The organism is Caballeronia sp. LZ024, assembly GCF_031451455.1.
Taxonomy (GTDB): domain Bacteria; phylum Pseudomonadota; class Gammaproteobacteria; order Burkholderiales; family Burkholderiaceae; genus Caballeronia; species Caballeronia telluris.
In genome coordinates this window covers 2,683,025-2,696,586 of sequence record NZ_JARUXL010000001.1, presented here as the reverse complement: position 1 = coordinate 2,696,586, position 13,562 = coordinate 2,683,025, and the positions used below count along the sequence as shown (strand labels likewise).

At 64.0% G+C, this 13,562-nt stretch carries 12 protein-coding genes; 8 read left to right on the top strand and 4 right to left on the bottom strand.

Annotation, left to right across the window (positions count from 1 at the left end; all coding sequences use genetic code 11):
* Positions 1-314: 314 nt before the first annotated feature.
* The 4 genes from QCE48_RS12125 to fghA all read left to right on the top strand — a co-directional run bounded on the left by QCE48_RS12125 (position 315) and on the right by fghA (position 5,072).
* On the top strand, positions 315-1,751 hold the full coding sequence (locus QCE48_RS12125; protein ID WP_309787588.1) for an FGGY family carbohydrate kinase: 1,437 nt from the start codon (positions 315-317) through the stop codon (positions 1,749-1,751).
* A gap of 81 nt (positions 1,752-1,832) precedes the next feature.
* Positions 1,833-3,065 (top strand): AGE family epimerase/isomerase, encoded by a 1,233-nt coding sequence (locus tag QCE48_RS12120; RefSeq protein WP_309787589.1) that lies wholly within the window; start codon positions 1,833-1,835, stop codon positions 3,063-3,065.
* A 35-nt stretch (positions 3,066-3,100) separates the two neighbouring features.
* Positions 3,101-4,207, top strand: a complete 1,107-nt coding sequence (locus QCE48_RS12115) for an S-(hydroxymethyl)glutathione dehydrogenase/class III alcohol dehydrogenase (protein WP_309787592.1) — start codon at positions 3,101-3,103, stop codon at positions 4,205-4,207.
* A gap of 16 nt (positions 4,208-4,223) precedes the next feature.
* Positions 4,224-5,072, top strand: coding sequence for an S-formylglutathione hydrolase (fghA, locus tag QCE48_RS12110; RefSeq protein ID WP_309787594.1), 849 nt, complete (start codon positions 4,224-4,226; stop codon positions 5,070-5,072).
* 735 nt (positions 5,073-5,807) lie between these two features.
* Here fghA and QCE48_RS12105 read toward each other — a convergent pair.
* The 4 genes from QCE48_RS12105 to QCE48_RS12090 are packed head-to-tail and all read right to left on the bottom strand — an operon-like array spanning position 5,808 to position 8,881.
* Positions 5,808-6,590, bottom strand: coding sequence for a metal ABC transporter permease (locus tag QCE48_RS12105; RefSeq protein ID WP_309787595.1), 783 nt, complete (start codon positions 6,588-6,590; stop codon positions 5,808-5,810).
* A complete protein-coding gene (locus QCE48_RS12100) occupies positions 6,583-7,503 on the bottom strand; it encodes an ATP-binding cassette domain-containing protein (protein WP_309787596.1) in 921 nt (306 codons plus the stop codon). The genes QCE48_RS12105 and QCE48_RS12100 overlap by 8 nt, the downstream gene beginning before the upstream one ends.
* On the bottom strand, positions 7,500-8,381 hold the full coding sequence (locus tag QCE48_RS12095) for a metal ABC transporter solute-binding protein (RefSeq protein WP_309787597.1): 882 nt from the start codon (positions 8,379-8,381) through the stop codon (positions 7,500-7,502). Before QCE48_RS12095 ends, QCE48_RS12100 begins: the two co-directional genes overlap by 4 nt.
* Positions 8,382-8,422: 41 nt before the next feature.
* Positions 8,423-8,881 (bottom strand): Fur family transcriptional regulator, encoded by a 459-nt coding sequence (locus tag QCE48_RS12090; RefSeq protein ID WP_309787598.1) that lies wholly within the window; start codon positions 8,879-8,881, stop codon positions 8,423-8,425.
* A 291-nt stretch (positions 8,882-9,172) separates the two neighbouring features.
* Here QCE48_RS12090 and QCE48_RS12085 point away from each other — a divergent pair, with 291 nt between their 5' ends.
* The 4 genes from QCE48_RS12085 (at position 9,173) to QCE48_RS12070 (ending at position 13,543) form a co-directional block, all read left to right on the top strand.
* Complete coding sequence (locus QCE48_RS12085) at positions 9,173-9,946, top strand: L-iditol 2-dehydrogenase (RefSeq protein WP_309787599.1); 774 nt, start codon at positions 9,173-9,175, stop codon at positions 9,944-9,946.
* Between the two features lie 361 nt (positions 9,947-10,307).
* The gene (locus QCE48_RS12080) at positions 10,308-11,669 is read left to right on the top strand and encodes a sugar ABC transporter substrate-binding protein (protein WP_309787600.1); all 1,362 of its coding nucleotides are present in this window, start codon (positions 10,308-10,310) and stop codon (positions 11,667-11,669) included.
* A gap of 114 nt (positions 11,670-11,783) precedes the next feature.
* Positions 11,784-12,698, top strand: a complete 915-nt coding sequence (locus QCE48_RS12075) for a carbohydrate ABC transporter permease (protein WP_404983344.1) — start codon at positions 11,784-11,786, stop codon at positions 12,696-12,698.
* Entirely contained in the window at positions 12,695-13,543 is an 849-nt protein-coding gene (locus tag QCE48_RS12070) for a carbohydrate ABC transporter permease (RefSeq protein WP_309787602.1), read from the top strand. Before QCE48_RS12075 ends, QCE48_RS12070 begins: the two co-directional genes overlap by 4 nt.
* The last annotated feature ends 19 nt before the right edge of the window (positions 13,544-13,562 follow it).

The following is a 13,562-nucleotide window of genomic DNA, read 5'->3' as shown; positions in this document are numbered from 1 at the left end:
CATCAAAGGTAAGCGCCACAAAAAGGCACAACAAGACTGCGTGGCGCTATACGTCGCGTTCGCCGGACGATATGCGAGACGCCGCGGAGGATCGGTGCGATCAGGCCGAAGCCCTTGCTGCAAGGGGCTCGACGCACATCGCCCGGTATTTGTCGCGCGGCAAAAGGCCACGATCTTGTGCTCGTCGTTATGATGTTTATCCGTCCGCCGATATAGGCCGTTTTCGATCACTCGTGCGCAGATGACGGGTTAACCCGCGCCTCTGCGGGCTTTCCCTTATCTTTTTCGACCGCGCTCACTGGACCTCGACTCCCATGCGTTTTCTCGGCATCGACCTCGGTACGGCTTCGCTCAAACTCGCCATCGTCGACGAGGATGGACGCGAAATCGCGTTCTCGAATGCGGCTTATGCGGTCAGGACCGAGCACCCCGGCTGGGCTGAGACGCCGGTCGACGATTGGTGGCATGCGCTGCTCGACGCCGCGTCGCGGCTGCCGGCGTCCGAGCGCGAGGCCGTGCGCGCGATCGGCTTCTCCGGGCAGATGCACGGCGTCGTGCTGACGGACGGACAAGGGCGCGCGCTGCGTCCCGCGATGCTCTGGCCCGACACGCGCGCTCGCGATCTGCTCGATGCGTGGCCTTTGCCGCAGGTCAATCCTGTCTCGCCCGGCATGGCCGGGCCGCTCTTGCGCTGGATCGCGCTCAGCGAGCCGGCGCTGCTCGACCAAGCGCGCTGGGCGCTGCAGCCGAAGGACTGGCTGCGCACGCGCTTAGGGGGCGAACCAGGAGGAGAACTGGGCGGCGAGATCGCGACCGACCCGTCCGAAGCCTGCGCGACCGCGCTCGCCGAGCCGTCCGGCCTCTGGGACGACGCGCTGATCGCGAAGCTCGGCCTGCCGCGCAGATGGTTCGCGCAGCTCGCGCCTTCCTATGCGGCGGCGGGCACGCTGTCGGCCGGGGCGGCGGACGCGCTCGGATTGAAGGCGGGCGTCGTGATGGCGGTCGGCGCGGGCGATACGCCGTGCGCCGCGCTCGGCAGCGGCCTCTGCCGCGATGGCGACGCGCTGCTCACCACCGGCACGGGCGGGCAGATCGTCGTGATGTCGCACGATGCGCCCGCGTCGGTCGCCGGTTTGCACGCCTATCGTGCGGCCACGGACGAGTGGTATCGGATGGCCGCGATGCAGAACGTCGGCGTGGCGCTCGAAGCCGTGCGCGGCTGGCTCGCGTTCAATGCGTGGCCGCGCGCCTACGAGGACGCGTTCGCCGCGCAGGCATCGGCGCGCGTGAGTTTCCTGCCGTATCTGAGCGGCGAGCGCTCGCCGTGGATGAATCCGTCGGCGCGCGGCGGCTGGCTCGGCCTAGGCCTTTCCGACACGCGCGGCACGCTGATGCGCGCGGCGTTCGAAGGCGTCGCGTTTTCGTTGCGCGCCGGTCTCGATGCGATCCGTTCGAGCGGCGCGACGATTCCCGCGATGCGCCTCGCGGGCGGCGGGTCGATCGATCCGCGCTGGCGGCAATTGCTCGCCGATGCGCTGAAGGTCGAGCTGCACGCCGTCGATTGCCCGAACGCCGCGACGCGCGGTGCGGCGCTCCTCGGCGGCCTTGCGGTCGGCCACTGGCACGCGGGCGATCTCGCGACGCTCGCGCCATCCGCGACGCTCGCCGCCACGCCCCGCGACGACGCCGCGCTCGACCAACGCCATGCGCGCTTCATCGATCTGTACGGCCGCGTCAAGGACTGGTTCTGACATGAGACTTGCCTGAACGCTTACACTTGAACCCCGCGGCGCTTTTAGCGCGCGACGTCGAGACACCACTTCGAACTTTCCATGCCCGCCATCGAAACTCCGACCTCCACGCAGCCTGCACCACCCGATTTCCGCTCGCGCGAGTTCCTGCTGGACCACGCGTTGCGCACGATGACCTTCTATCACCCGCACTGCATGGACCCGGCGGGCGGCTTCTACCACTTCTACAAGAACGACGGCACGATCTACGATCGCAAGACGCGGCATCTCGTGTCGAGCACGCGCTTCGTCTTCAACTACGCGATGGCGTACAAGCATTTCGGCCTCGACGAGTATCGCGGCGGCGTCGCGCATGGCATCGACTATCTGCGCAAGTTCCATCGCAATCCCGAGACGGGCGGTTACGCGTGGACGTTAAACGGCCGCGACGTCACCGATGCCACGAACCATTGCTACGGTCTCGCGTTCGTCGTGCTGGCGTATGCGAAGGCGCTCGAAGCCGGTTTCGAGGAGGCGCGCGCCTACCTCGATGAAACCTGGAACCTGATGGAGTCGCGCTTCTGGGACGCGCCACACGGTTTGTACAAGGACGAAGCAACCGCCGACTGGCAAGTGTCCGACTATCGCGGGCAGAACGCGAACATGCACGCGTGCGAGGCGTTCCTCGCGGCCTATGAAGCGAGCGGCGAAGCGCGCTATCTGGACCGCGCCGCGCTGCTCGCCGACAACATGGTGAACCGGCAGGCCGCGCTCGCGGGCGGCCTCGTATGGGAGCACTACAAGCCCGACTGGTCGATCGACTGGGAATACAACAAGGGCGATCGCAGCAACATCTTTCGTCCGTGGGGTTTTCAGCCGGGGCATCAGACCGAGTGGGCGAAGCTCTTGCTGATTCTCGACCGGCATCGTCCGGATGCGTGGCATCTGACGCGCGCGCGTGAGTTGTTCGACCGCGCGCTCGAACTGTCGTGGGACGGCGAGCATGGCGGCATGGTCTACGGTTTCGCCCCCGACGGCCGCTTCTACGACGAAGACAAGTATTTCTGGGTGCAGGCCGAATCGCTGGCGGCGGCCGCGCTGCTCGCCGGACGCATGTCGGCACAAGGCGACGCAGCGGCGTCCCAACGTTACTGGAACGAATACGAACGACTATGGGCCTATAGCTGGACGCATTTCGTCGATCACAAGCATGGCGCGTGGTATCGCATCCTGACCCGCGACAACCGCCAGTACAGCGACGAGAAAAGCCCGGCCGGCAAGGTCGACTATCACACGATGGGCGCGTGCTACGAGGTTCTGAACGTCACGCGCTAAAAGCCGAATTGCATTGTCATGAAAGGAGCGACACCATGAAAACCAAAGCCGCCATTGCATGGGAAGCGGGCAAGCCGCTGACGATCGAGGAAGTCGATCTCGAAGGGCCGCGCGCCGGCGAAGTGCTGATCGAAGTGAAGGCGACGGGCATCTGTCACACCGACTACTACACGCTCTCGGGCGCCGATCCCGAAGGCATTTTTCCGGCGATCCTCGGGCATGAAGGCGCGGGCGTGATCGTCGATGTGGGGCCGGGCGTCGGCACGCTGAAAAAGGGCGATCACGTCATTCCGCTCTATACGCCGGAATGCCGCCAGTGCAAGTTCTGCCTGTCGCGCAAGACCAACCTGTGTCAGGCCATTCGTTCGACGCAGGGCCGCGGCCTCATGCCCGACGCGACCTCGCGCTTCTCGCTTGACGGCAAGCCGCTCTTTCACTACATGGGCACGTCGACGTTTTCTAACTACATCGTCGTGCCGGAGATCGCGGTGGCGAAAGTGCGTGAAGACGCGCCGTTCGACAAGATCTGCTATATCGGCTGCGGCGTGACGACGGGCGTGGGAGCCGTCGTGTATTCGGCGAAGGTGGAGGCGGGCGCGAACGTGGTCGTGTTCGGGCTGGGCGGCATCGGCCTGAACGTGATCCAGGGCGCGAAGATGGTGGGCGCCGACAAGATCATCGGCGTCGATCTGAATCCGGGCCGCGTCGAACTCGCGAAGAAGTTCGGCATGACGCACTTCATCAACCCGAAGGAGATCGAGAATGTCGTCGATCACATCGTGCAGTTGACCGATGGCGGCGCCGACTATTCGTTCGAATGCATCGGCAACACGAAGGTGATGCGTCAGGCGCTCGAATGCACGCATAAGGGCTGGGGGCAGTCGTTCATCATCGGCGTGGCGGCGGCGGGCGAGGAAATCTCGACGCGTCCGTTCCAGCTCGTGACGGGCCGCGAGTGGAAGGGCTCGGCATTCGGCGGCGCGCGCGGACGCACCGATGTGCCGAAGATCGTCGACTGGTACATGGAAGGCAAGATCAATATCGACGACCTGATCACGCACCATTTGCCGCTCGAACGCATCAACGAGGGCTTCGACCTGATGAAGAAGGGCGAATCGATCCGTTCGGTCGTGGTCTACTAAACCGGAGGCGACGACGATGCTTGAACTCGTGGAAGAACATCGCTCGTGGGGCGGCGTGCAGCGGACCTATCGGCATGATTCGAAGTCGATCGGCCTGCCGATGCGCTTTTCCGTGTTTTTGCCGCAGCAGGCGTCGTCGGGGAAGGTGCCTGCGCTGTTCTATCTCGCCGGGCTGACCTGCACCGAAGAGACGTTCGCGATCAAGGCCGGCGCGCAACGCTATGCCGCCGAGCACGGCATCGCGCTGATTTCGCCGGATACGAGCCCGCGCGGCGCGGGCATTCCGAACGAGGGCGCGGCGTGGGACTTCGGCGTCGGCGCGGGTTTTTACGTCGATGCGACCGAGGAGCCGTGGTCGAAGCACTATCGGATGTATTCGTATGTGACGCAGGACTTGCGCGAGGCGGTGCTGGCGGAATTGCCCGTGCGCGGCGACCGGCTCGGCATCTTCGGGCACTCGATGGGCGGACATGGGGCGCTCGTGCTGGCCCTGCGCAATCCCGATTTTTACCGGTCGGTGTCGGCGTTTGCGCCGATCGCGGCGCCTTCGCGGTGTCCGTGGGGCGTGAAGGCGTTTTCCGGTTATCTCGGCGAAGATCGCGAGGCGTGGAAAGCGTATGACGCGAGCGAACTGATCGCGGGGACGGCGGCGGGGCGGTTTGCCGAGGGCATCCTCATCGATCAGGGGCTCGCGGATCAGTTTCTCGCCGAGCAGTTATATCCCGATGTATTCGAGGCTGCCGCTGTGGCTCGCGGGCAGAAGGTCGTGCTGCGCAAGCATGATGGCTATGATCATGGGTATTACTTCATCTCCACCTTCATCGGGGAACATGTTGCGCATCATGCGCGGGTTTTGAGCCGTTAGGGCGGGCCGAGGCTTGCCTGAAGCTTTGACACCGGCCGGTGGTTCTGTGCTTTCGGTGAACTTGTTTTCGCGTCGGTCTATTGGCTCTGCCCCTGTGCGGGGCGGCACCTACTTTCTTTGCTGCTGCAAAGAAAGTAGGCAAAGAAAGCAGCTTTTCTGGCAGCAGTCTTAGAACGGCAACGCACTGGATCTACTGAGTGGACATACCACCTAACTGTCGCCCTCGAAGTCTGAGCGGCTTGGTGCGATTAACCACTGTTTCATCACGCAGCGATTGCAACGGTACAGCAGTCATACATCCGTCTTCGCTTCGCTCAGACGTCAGGTGCACTTGGTCGCGGAGTTTAGGCTCGTGGTTATGATTTTGCGGCTGCGGACCAACGGTTTTCGGTTATGCCTTGCGTCCGCGAAGCGCGGACGGACGGATGACTGCCTTACTAAGTCGTTCACTGTGCGACGACACAGTGGTTAATCGCACCAAGCCCCGCTGACGTTTGAGGCGACACTTAGGTGGTATGTCCACTCGGTATTGCAATTGTGATTACGTCCTAACACTGTGGGCCGAATAGCTGCTTTCTTTGCTTACTTTCTTTGGCGCAGCAAAGAAAGTAAGTCCCGCCCCGGACAGGGGCAGAGCAAATAGACCACTAACAAAGCAAGTTCAGCAGAAGCGCAGAAACATCAGACGGTGTTACCCGACCCAACCCAACCCCCACCCAACCTCTCCGCGACGCCTCACCGCCGCCCCAAAAGACTCCCGCCATACACCAGCGCCGCGAGCATCGTGATCCAGAAACTGGTGGGCCAGTCCGTGTAATAGGCGAGCACGAGCCCGGCCCACGCTTGCCCGAGCGCGAACACGGCGGCGAGCAGAAGCCCGGTCGAGAGCCGCGTCGTCACGTTCTGCGCCGCCGCTGCGGGCCCGACCATCAGCGCGAACACGAGCAGCACTCCGACGATCTGCGTACACGCAGCAACCGCAAGCGCGGTCACCGCAAGAAACAGCACCGACACGAGCCGCAACGACACGCCTTTCGCCTCCGCAAGCTCGGGCTGCAACGAGGCGAACAGCAACGGCCGCATGATCGCCGCGAGCGCGGCGAGACTCACCGCCGCGAGCCCGGCCAAAATCGCAAGCGTCTCCCGGCTCACCCCGAGCACATTGCCGAAAAGAAGCGCGGTCGCTTGCGTCGCATACGCGGTGAAGAAGTGCAGAAACAGCAGCCCCAGTCCGAGCGACAGCGACAGAATCACGCCGATGGCGACATCGCGCCCTGACAGCCGCTCGCCGAGCGCGCCCATGCCGACGCCCGCCGCGAGCGTGAAGCCGACCATGCCCCAGAGCGGCGACACGCCGACCAGTACCGCGCCCGTCGCGCCCGTGAAGCCGACATGCGATAGCGCATGACCCGCGAAGGTCTGCCCGCGCAACACCAGAAAATATCCGACGATACCCGCCAGCACCGCCACGATCCCCGACGCCGCGAAGGCGTTCACCATGAATTCGTATTCAAACATTGTGCGTGTGCTTTCCCTTGGCCTTGTGTCCGTGCCCATGACCGTGGCCGTGATCGTGGTCATGCTCATGGTCGTGCTCGTGGCCTTCGCCGCCTTCTTCGTGCGCGTGGTCGAGCTTGTCGATCTCGACATCGCCCGACATCACGAAGATGCGACCGTTCACGCGCATGACGTCGATCGGCGAACCGTACAGCCGCGACAGCACCGCCTTCGTGATGACCTCGTCGACGGTGCCGAGCGCCGCGCGCCCATTGCCGAGATACAGCACGCGATCGAGCGAATTGAGCAGCGGATTGAGTTCATGCGCGGAAAACAGCACCGTGATGCCGAGTTCGCGCTGCACGCGCCGCACCAAGTCGACGACACCCGTCTGATGCCGCGGATCGAGGCTGATGAGCGGCTCGTCGAGCAGCAGCACCTTCGGCTTGCCGAGCAGACATTGCGCGAGCAGAAGGCGCTGCCGCTCGCCGCCCGAGAGTTCCGACAGCGGCCGCGAGGCGAGCGCCTGAGCGTCGACGAGATCGAGCACGCGTTCGACATCCGCGCGCACGGCGGGACTCGCATGCGGCAGGCCCCAGTGATGCCCGTCGGCGGCCATCGCGACGAAATCCCTTCCGCGCACGCGCCGTCCCGCGAGGCCGCTGCGAATCTGCGGCATGTAGCCGATCGACGGATTGCCGCGCACGACCGCTTGTCCATCCACGCGGATCGATCCGCTCGACAACGGCAACAGGCCGAGCAGCGCGCGCATCAGCGTGGTCTTGCCAGCGCCGTTCGGCCCGAGCACGCCGATGAACTCGCCGCGGCGCACGGTAAAGGTCGCGTCGTCCAGAATGACGCGGTCGCCCAGTTCGAGCGTCACGTGATCCACTTCGATCGCGTTCGCGCGGGTGTCGCTCAAAGCGTCGTTCATTGCTGCCATCCCTGTAGCGCGCCGGAGAGCGCGTCGAGCTGCGCCAGCATCCATTGCTGGAACGTCTTGCCGGCGGGCAGCGTCTCGGTGACGCTCACGCTCGGCACATGCCAGTCCTTCGAAAGCTTGAGCATGCGCTTCGTCAGCGCTTCCGTCGCCTGGCTGTTGTAGATCAGGACGTGCACGCGCCGCTCGCGCAGGTCTTTCTCGAAGGCGGCGATGTCGCTCGCGCTCGGCTCCGTTTCGTTCATCGCGGCAAGCTGGAAGCGCTGATTACGCATCTCGAAGCCGATCGCATCCGCCATGTAGCCGAAGACCGGCTCGGTCGCGGTCACGGGCACGCCCTTGTAGTGCGCATGGAGCGACGCCACACGGTCGTCGATCGCTTTGAGCGAGGCGAGGAATGTCGCGAGCCGCACGTCGTAGTCGCTCTTGTGCGCCGGGTCGGCCTGCACGAGATAGCCGCTCACCGCCTTGGCGAGCGCGGGCATCGTCGCCGGGTCGTACCAGAGATGCGGGTTGTCGCCGGACTTCCGGCCGACGAGATTCGCCACGACGATCGTCGTGCGCTTCTCACCCTTCGATACGGCGAGAAGCTTCTCCATCCACGGATCGTAGTCGGCGCCGTTGTACACGACGAGCGCCGCGTGTTGCAGCGCGCGCGCCGTCTTCGGGCTGGCTTCGAAGAGATGCGGGTCTTCGTCGGGATTGTTGAGGATGCTCGTCACCTGGACTCGGTCGCCGCCCAGTTGCTTCACCACGTCGGCGTAGAAATTCTCCGCGGCGACCACCGGAATGCGTGCGCTCTGGGCCGCCACGCTGCCGCACAAACCGAGCGCAAGCGCGGCTCCCGCCAGAAAAATGGCAAGTCTTTTCATGTTGTTGTCGGATGTCGGGGGTTGATCGGGATGGATCGTGTTCAGGCGTCGCGATGCTTGTGCTGGCAGTCGCTGCACACACCGCTTAGTTCGACGACCTGATGGCGCACTTCGAAGCCGTGCGCGGGCGCGCTCGCGGAAAGCGTGGACGCGAGTTCGTCGCCGGGAATTTCGAGCGTCGCGCCGCATTCGTCGCAGATCAGGAACTGGCTTTCGTGCGGCTGGCCCACATCGCAGCATGCGAAGAACGCGTTCTTCGACGCAATCCGGTGCACGAAGCCGTTCTCCACCAGGAAGTCGAGCGCGCGATAGATCGTCGTGGGCGGCACGCGGCCGCCGCGATGCGGCTCCATCGCGTCGATCAGGTCGTAGGCGCCGATCGGTTTCTGTGCGCGCAGGACGAGTTCGTAGACTTGGCGCCTGAGCGGCGTGAGCGCGAGGCCGCGTTCGGCGGCGAGCCGTTCGGCTCGCGAGAGCATCTGTTCGTAGGGCGCGGACATGAGCGTTGGGCGGCGTTGGAAAGTTCCGAGATGATATAACGTATCACTCGTTTTTGCATGGCGAACTTGCGTCGCGTGCGGTCGCCGGAAATGCGTGTCATCGCGCTGTCAGCCGCGCCAGCAGGGGTTTTCCCGAGGATAACGAGATGGCGCGCCGCAGCATCGAAAGATCGCGACGTGCCTTGACAGCGCCCGGCGCGTCACCGATCATTCGATCAAAGAGAGAGCAATTGTTCGCATGCAGAGCGTTCGCTCGGTGCGACGGCCGGAAAAACGAATTCGGAGACAGCCTTGAAACTGCAAGACAAGGTCGCGATCATCACCGGCGCGGCGAGCGGCATCGGTGAGGCGGTTGCCAGGCGGTATCTCGACGAAGGCGCGAGAGTCGTCGTCGTCGACGTGAAGGACGCAGGTGAACTGGCAGAGCGGTTCACCGCCACCGCCGATCGCGTGCTTGCCTTGCGCGCCGACGTCACGAAGCGCGAAGACATTCAGCGCATCGTCGATTCGACGGTCGAGCGTTTCGGCGGTGTCGATATTCTCTTCAACAATGCGGCGCTCTTCGACATGCGCCCGGTCCTCGACGAATCCTGGGACGTCTACGACCGCCTCTTCGCGGTCAACGTAAAGGGCATGTTCTTCGTGATGCAGACGGTCGCGCGGCGGATGGTCGAGCAGGGGCGCGGCGGCAAGATCATCAACATGTCGTCGCAGGCGGGACGGCGCGGCGAGGCGCTCGTGTCGCACTATTGCGCGACCAAGGCGGCGGTCATCAGCTATACGCAGTCGGCGGCGCTCGCGCTCGCGAAGGAGCGCATCAACGTGAACGGGATTGCGCCGGGCGTCGTCGATACGCCGATGTGGGAGCAGGTCGACGCGCTCTTCGCGAAGTACGAGAACCGGCCGCTCGGCGAGAAGAAACGGCTCGTCGGCGAAGAAGTGCCGCTCGGCCGCATGGGACTGCCCGCGGATCTGACGGGCGCGGCGCTCTTTCTCGCATCGGCGGATTCGGACTACGTCACCGCGCAGACCCTGAACGTGGACGGCGGCAACTGGATGAGCTGATCGCACGCGCCGGGGCGCATGCAGGCGCCGCCCGCCGTGTCATCCGGCTTCGCTTCACTTGATTGCCTTCTCGCGCCGTCTATATTGGAACGGCGCAAGACCGAACGACGGCCGGAGCGCAATCGAACGGCGGCGCATGCCGCTACATGCATCGGTAACTTGCACCGCGAACTTGCATTATCAAGGCAGCTTTGCCGGCAATACATAGAGGGAGTCGCAGCGCGATGCGTCTCGTGCCTGCCAAGGCGCGTGATTACGTATCAGGCAACCCGCACCATCCATAACCAACCGCATCGAGCCTGCTATCAGGCAAGCCACGCAGCACGAGTGCCCGTGCTCACGAAAAAGGAGACGAAACAACATGAAACGCGCCCAATTCAACGTTCGAGCATTGCAGGGCCGCACGACGGCTGCCCGCACGCTGGCCCTTGCTGCCTTCGCCGCAGCCGCGCTCGGTTCCATGACGGCCAAGGCCGCCACGACCGTCACGGTCGCCACGCTGAACAATCCGGACATGATCGAGTTGAAGAAGCTCTCCCCGGCGTTCGAGAAGGCGAATCCCGACATCCAGCTCAAGTGGGTGATCCTGGAGGAGAACGTGCTGCGCCAGCGCGCCACGACCGACATCACGACCAACAGCGGCCAGTTCGACGTGATGACGATCGGCACCTATGAAGCGCCGCTGTGGGGCAAGCGCGGCTGGCTCACGCCGATCAGCGGCCTGCCCGCGTCCTACGATCTCGAAGACGTCGTGAAGAGCGCCCGCGACGGTCTCTCGTACAACGGCCAGCTGTATGCGCTGCCGTTCTACGTCGAAAGCTCGATGACCTACTACCGCAAGGACCTGTTCCAGGCGGCCGGTCTCAAGATGCCCGACCAGCCGACCTACGACCAGATCAAGCAGTTCGCCGACAAGCTCACCGACAAATCGAAGGGCCAGTACGGCATCTGCCTGCGCGGCAAGGCGGGCTGGGGCGAGAACATGGCGTTCGTGTCGACGGTGGTGAACACCTACGGTGGCCGCTGGTTCGACGAGAACTGGAAGGCGCAGCTCGATACGCCCGAGTGGCAGAAGGCGGTCGGCTTCTACGCGGATCTCCTGAAGAGCGACGGCCCTCCGGGAGCCAGCTCGAACGGCTTCAACGAGAACCTCACGCTGATGTCGTCGGGCAAGTGCGCGATGTGGATCGACGCGACGGTCGCGGCCGGCATGCTCTACAACAAGGCGCAGTCGCAGGTGGCCGACAAGATCGGCTTCGCGGCGGCGCCGGTCGCGGTGACGCCGAAGGGCTCGCACTGGCTGTGGTCGTGGTCGCTCGCGATTCCGAAGACGTCGAAGTCGCAGGACGCCGCGAAGAAGTTCATCGCGTGGGCGACCTCGAAGGAATACATCGAGATGGTCGGCAAGGACGAAGGCTGGGCGTCGGTGCCGCCGGGCACGCGCAAGTCGACCTACGCGCGTCCCGAGTACAAGCAGGCCGCGCCCTTCGGCGACTTCGTGCTGAAGGCGATCGAATCGGCCGATCCGAACGATGCGTCGCTGAAGAAGGTGCCGTATAGCGGCATCCAGTTCGTCGGCATTCCGGAGTTCCAGTCGTTCGGTACGGTCGTCGGGCAGTCGATCTCGGGTGTCGTCGCCGGGCAGAGCACCGTCGACGCGGCGCTGAAGGCCGGCAACGCCACCGCCGACCGCGCGGTGAAACAGGCGGGGTATCAGAAATAAGCACGGAAGTTTGCTGAACCCAACGCAGTGAAGCGGGCCGCGCACGACTGAGAGCGCGGCGCGGCCCGCGCATCATCGAGAGGTGACACGATCATGAGTCAACTGAATCCCCCCATGACGGAGCACTACGCCGAATCGGCGGCCGAGCGCGACAAGCGCCGCGCGAAGTCGGTCCGCTGGCTCATTACGCCGTCGACCGGACTGCTGTTCCTGTGGATGGCTATCCCGCTCGCGATGACGATCTGGTATTCGTTCTCGCGCTACAACCTGCTCAACCCCGATGTCAAAGGCTTTGCCGGCCTCGACAACTATCACTTCCTCGCCACCGACCCCGCGTTCGGTCCGTCGATCGGCCACACGCTGACGCTGATCGGCTCGGTGCTCGCGATCACTGTGATCGGCGGCGTGCTGCTCGCGGTGCTGTTCGACCGCAAGTTCATCGGCCAGGGCATCGCGCGGCTCTTCGTGATCGCGCCGTTCTTCGTGATGCCGACCGTCAGTGCGCTGATCTGGAAAAACATGATCCTGCATCCGGTGTATGGGCTGATCGCGCAGGGCATGCTCGCGCTCGGCATGCAGCCGATCGACTGGTTCGCGCAGTATCCGCTCTTCGCGGTCATCGTCATCGTGGCGTGGCAGTGGCTGCCGTTCGCGTTCCTGATTCTCTTCACGGCCATTCAATCGCTCGACCAGGAACAGAAGGAAGCCGCGCGCATCGACGGCGCCGGGCCGTTCGCGATGTTCTTCTTCATCACGCTGCCGCACCTGAAGCGCGCGATTGCGGTCGTGGTGATGATGGAAACCATTTTCCTGCTGTCGATCTTCGCTGAAATCTACACGACGACGGGCGGCGGTCCCGGCACCGCGACGACCAACCTGTCGTACCTGATCTACGCGCTCGGCCTGCAACAGTTCGACGTCGGTCTCGCGTCCGCGGGCGGCATTCTCGCGGTCGTGCTGGCGAACATCGTCGCGTTCTTCCTCGTGCGCATGCTCGCGAAGAACCTGAAAGGGGAGTACGAGTCATGAGCCATCCCGTTACCGCCACCACGTCCGTACCGGTTTTGGACACGGTGAAGCGCGCCATTCCCGGCCTCTTCGCGTGGTTCTTCGCGATCCTGCTGTTCTTCCCGATCTTCTGGATGACCATCACGGCGTTCAAGACGGAGCAGCAGGCGTATGCATCGTCGCTCTTCTTCACGCCGACGCTCGAAAGTTTTCGCGAGGTGCTCGCGCGCAGCAACTACTTCGGCTTCGCGCTGAATTCGGTGCTGATCTCGCTCGGCGTCACGGTCATCTGCCTTTTGCTCGCGGTGCCGTGCGCCTACGCGATGGCGTTCTTCCCGACGAAGAAGACGCAGAAAGTGCTGCTGTGGATGCTGTCGACAAAGATGATGCCGTCGGTCGGCGTTCTGGTGCCGATCTATCTCTTGTGGAAGAACACGGGGCTGCTGGATACCGTGACCGGCCTCATCATCGTCTACACGCTGATCAACCTGCCGATTGCCGTGTGGATGGCGTTCACGTACTTCAACGAAGTGCCGCGCGACATTCTCGAAGCCGGGCGCATCGACGGCGCGACGACCTGGCAGGAGATCGTCTACCTGCTGATGCCGATGTCGCTGCCGGGACTCGCATCGACGGGACTGCTGCTCGTGATCCTTTCGTGGAACGAGGCGTTCTGGAGCATCAACCTGTCGAGCTCGAACGCGGCGCCGTTGACCGTCTTTATCGCGTCGTATTCGAGTCCCGAAGGGTTGTTCTGGGCGAAGCTCTCGGCGGCGTCGCTGCTCGCGGTCGCACCGATCCTGATCGTCGGCTGGCTGTCGCAGAAGCAGCTGGTGCGCGGTCTGACCTTCGGCGCCGTGAAGTGAGGCCGGGCTCGTGAACCTG

What these genes read in the sequence shown, in the direction of transcription:
- QCE48_RS12105 (WP_309787595.1), bottom strand. Translation starts at nt 6,590, where the DNA reads ATGTTTGAATACGAATTCATGGTGAACGCCTTCGCGGCGTCGGGGATC.
- QCE48_RS12115 (WP_309787592.1), top strand. Translation starts at nt 3,101, where the DNA reads ATGAAAACCAAAGCCGCCATTGCATGGGAAGCGGGCAAGCCGCTGACG.
- QCE48_RS12120 (WP_309787589.1), top strand. Translation starts at nt 1,833, where the DNA reads ATGCCCGCCATCGAAACTCCGACCTCCACGCAGCCTGCACCACCCGAT.
- QCE48_RS12075 (WP_404983344.1), top strand. Translation starts at nt 11,784, where the DNA reads ATGACGGAGCACTACGCCGAATCGGCGGCCGAGCGCGACAAGCGCCGC.
- QCE48_RS12125 (WP_309787588.1), top strand. Translation starts at nt 315, where the DNA reads ATGCGTTTTCTCGGCATCGACCTCGGTACGGCTTCGCTCAAACTCGCC.
- QCE48_RS12095 (WP_309787597.1), bottom strand. Translation starts at nt 8,381, where the DNA reads ATGAAAAGACTTGCCATTTTTCTGGCGGGAGCCGCGCTTGCGCTCGGT.
- QCE48_RS12100 (WP_309787596.1), bottom strand. Translation starts at nt 7,503, where the DNA reads ATGAACGACGCTTTGAGCGACACCCGCGCGAACGCGATCGAAGTGGAT.
- QCE48_RS12090 (WP_309787598.1), bottom strand. Translation starts at nt 8,881, where the DNA reads ATGTCCGCGCCCTACGAACAGATGCTCTCGCGAGCCGAACGGCTCGCC.
- fghA (WP_309787594.1), top strand. Translation starts at nt 4,224, where the DNA reads ATGCTTGAACTCGTGGAAGAACATCGCTCGTGGGGCGGCGTGCAGCGG.
- QCE48_RS12070 (WP_309787602.1), top strand. Translation starts at nt 12,695, where the DNA reads ATGAGCCATCCCGTTACCGCCACCACGTCCGTACCGGTTTTGGACACG.
- QCE48_RS12080 (WP_309787600.1), top strand. Translation starts at nt 10,308, where the DNA reads ATGAAACGCGCCCAATTCAACGTTCGAGCATTGCAGGGCCGCACGACG.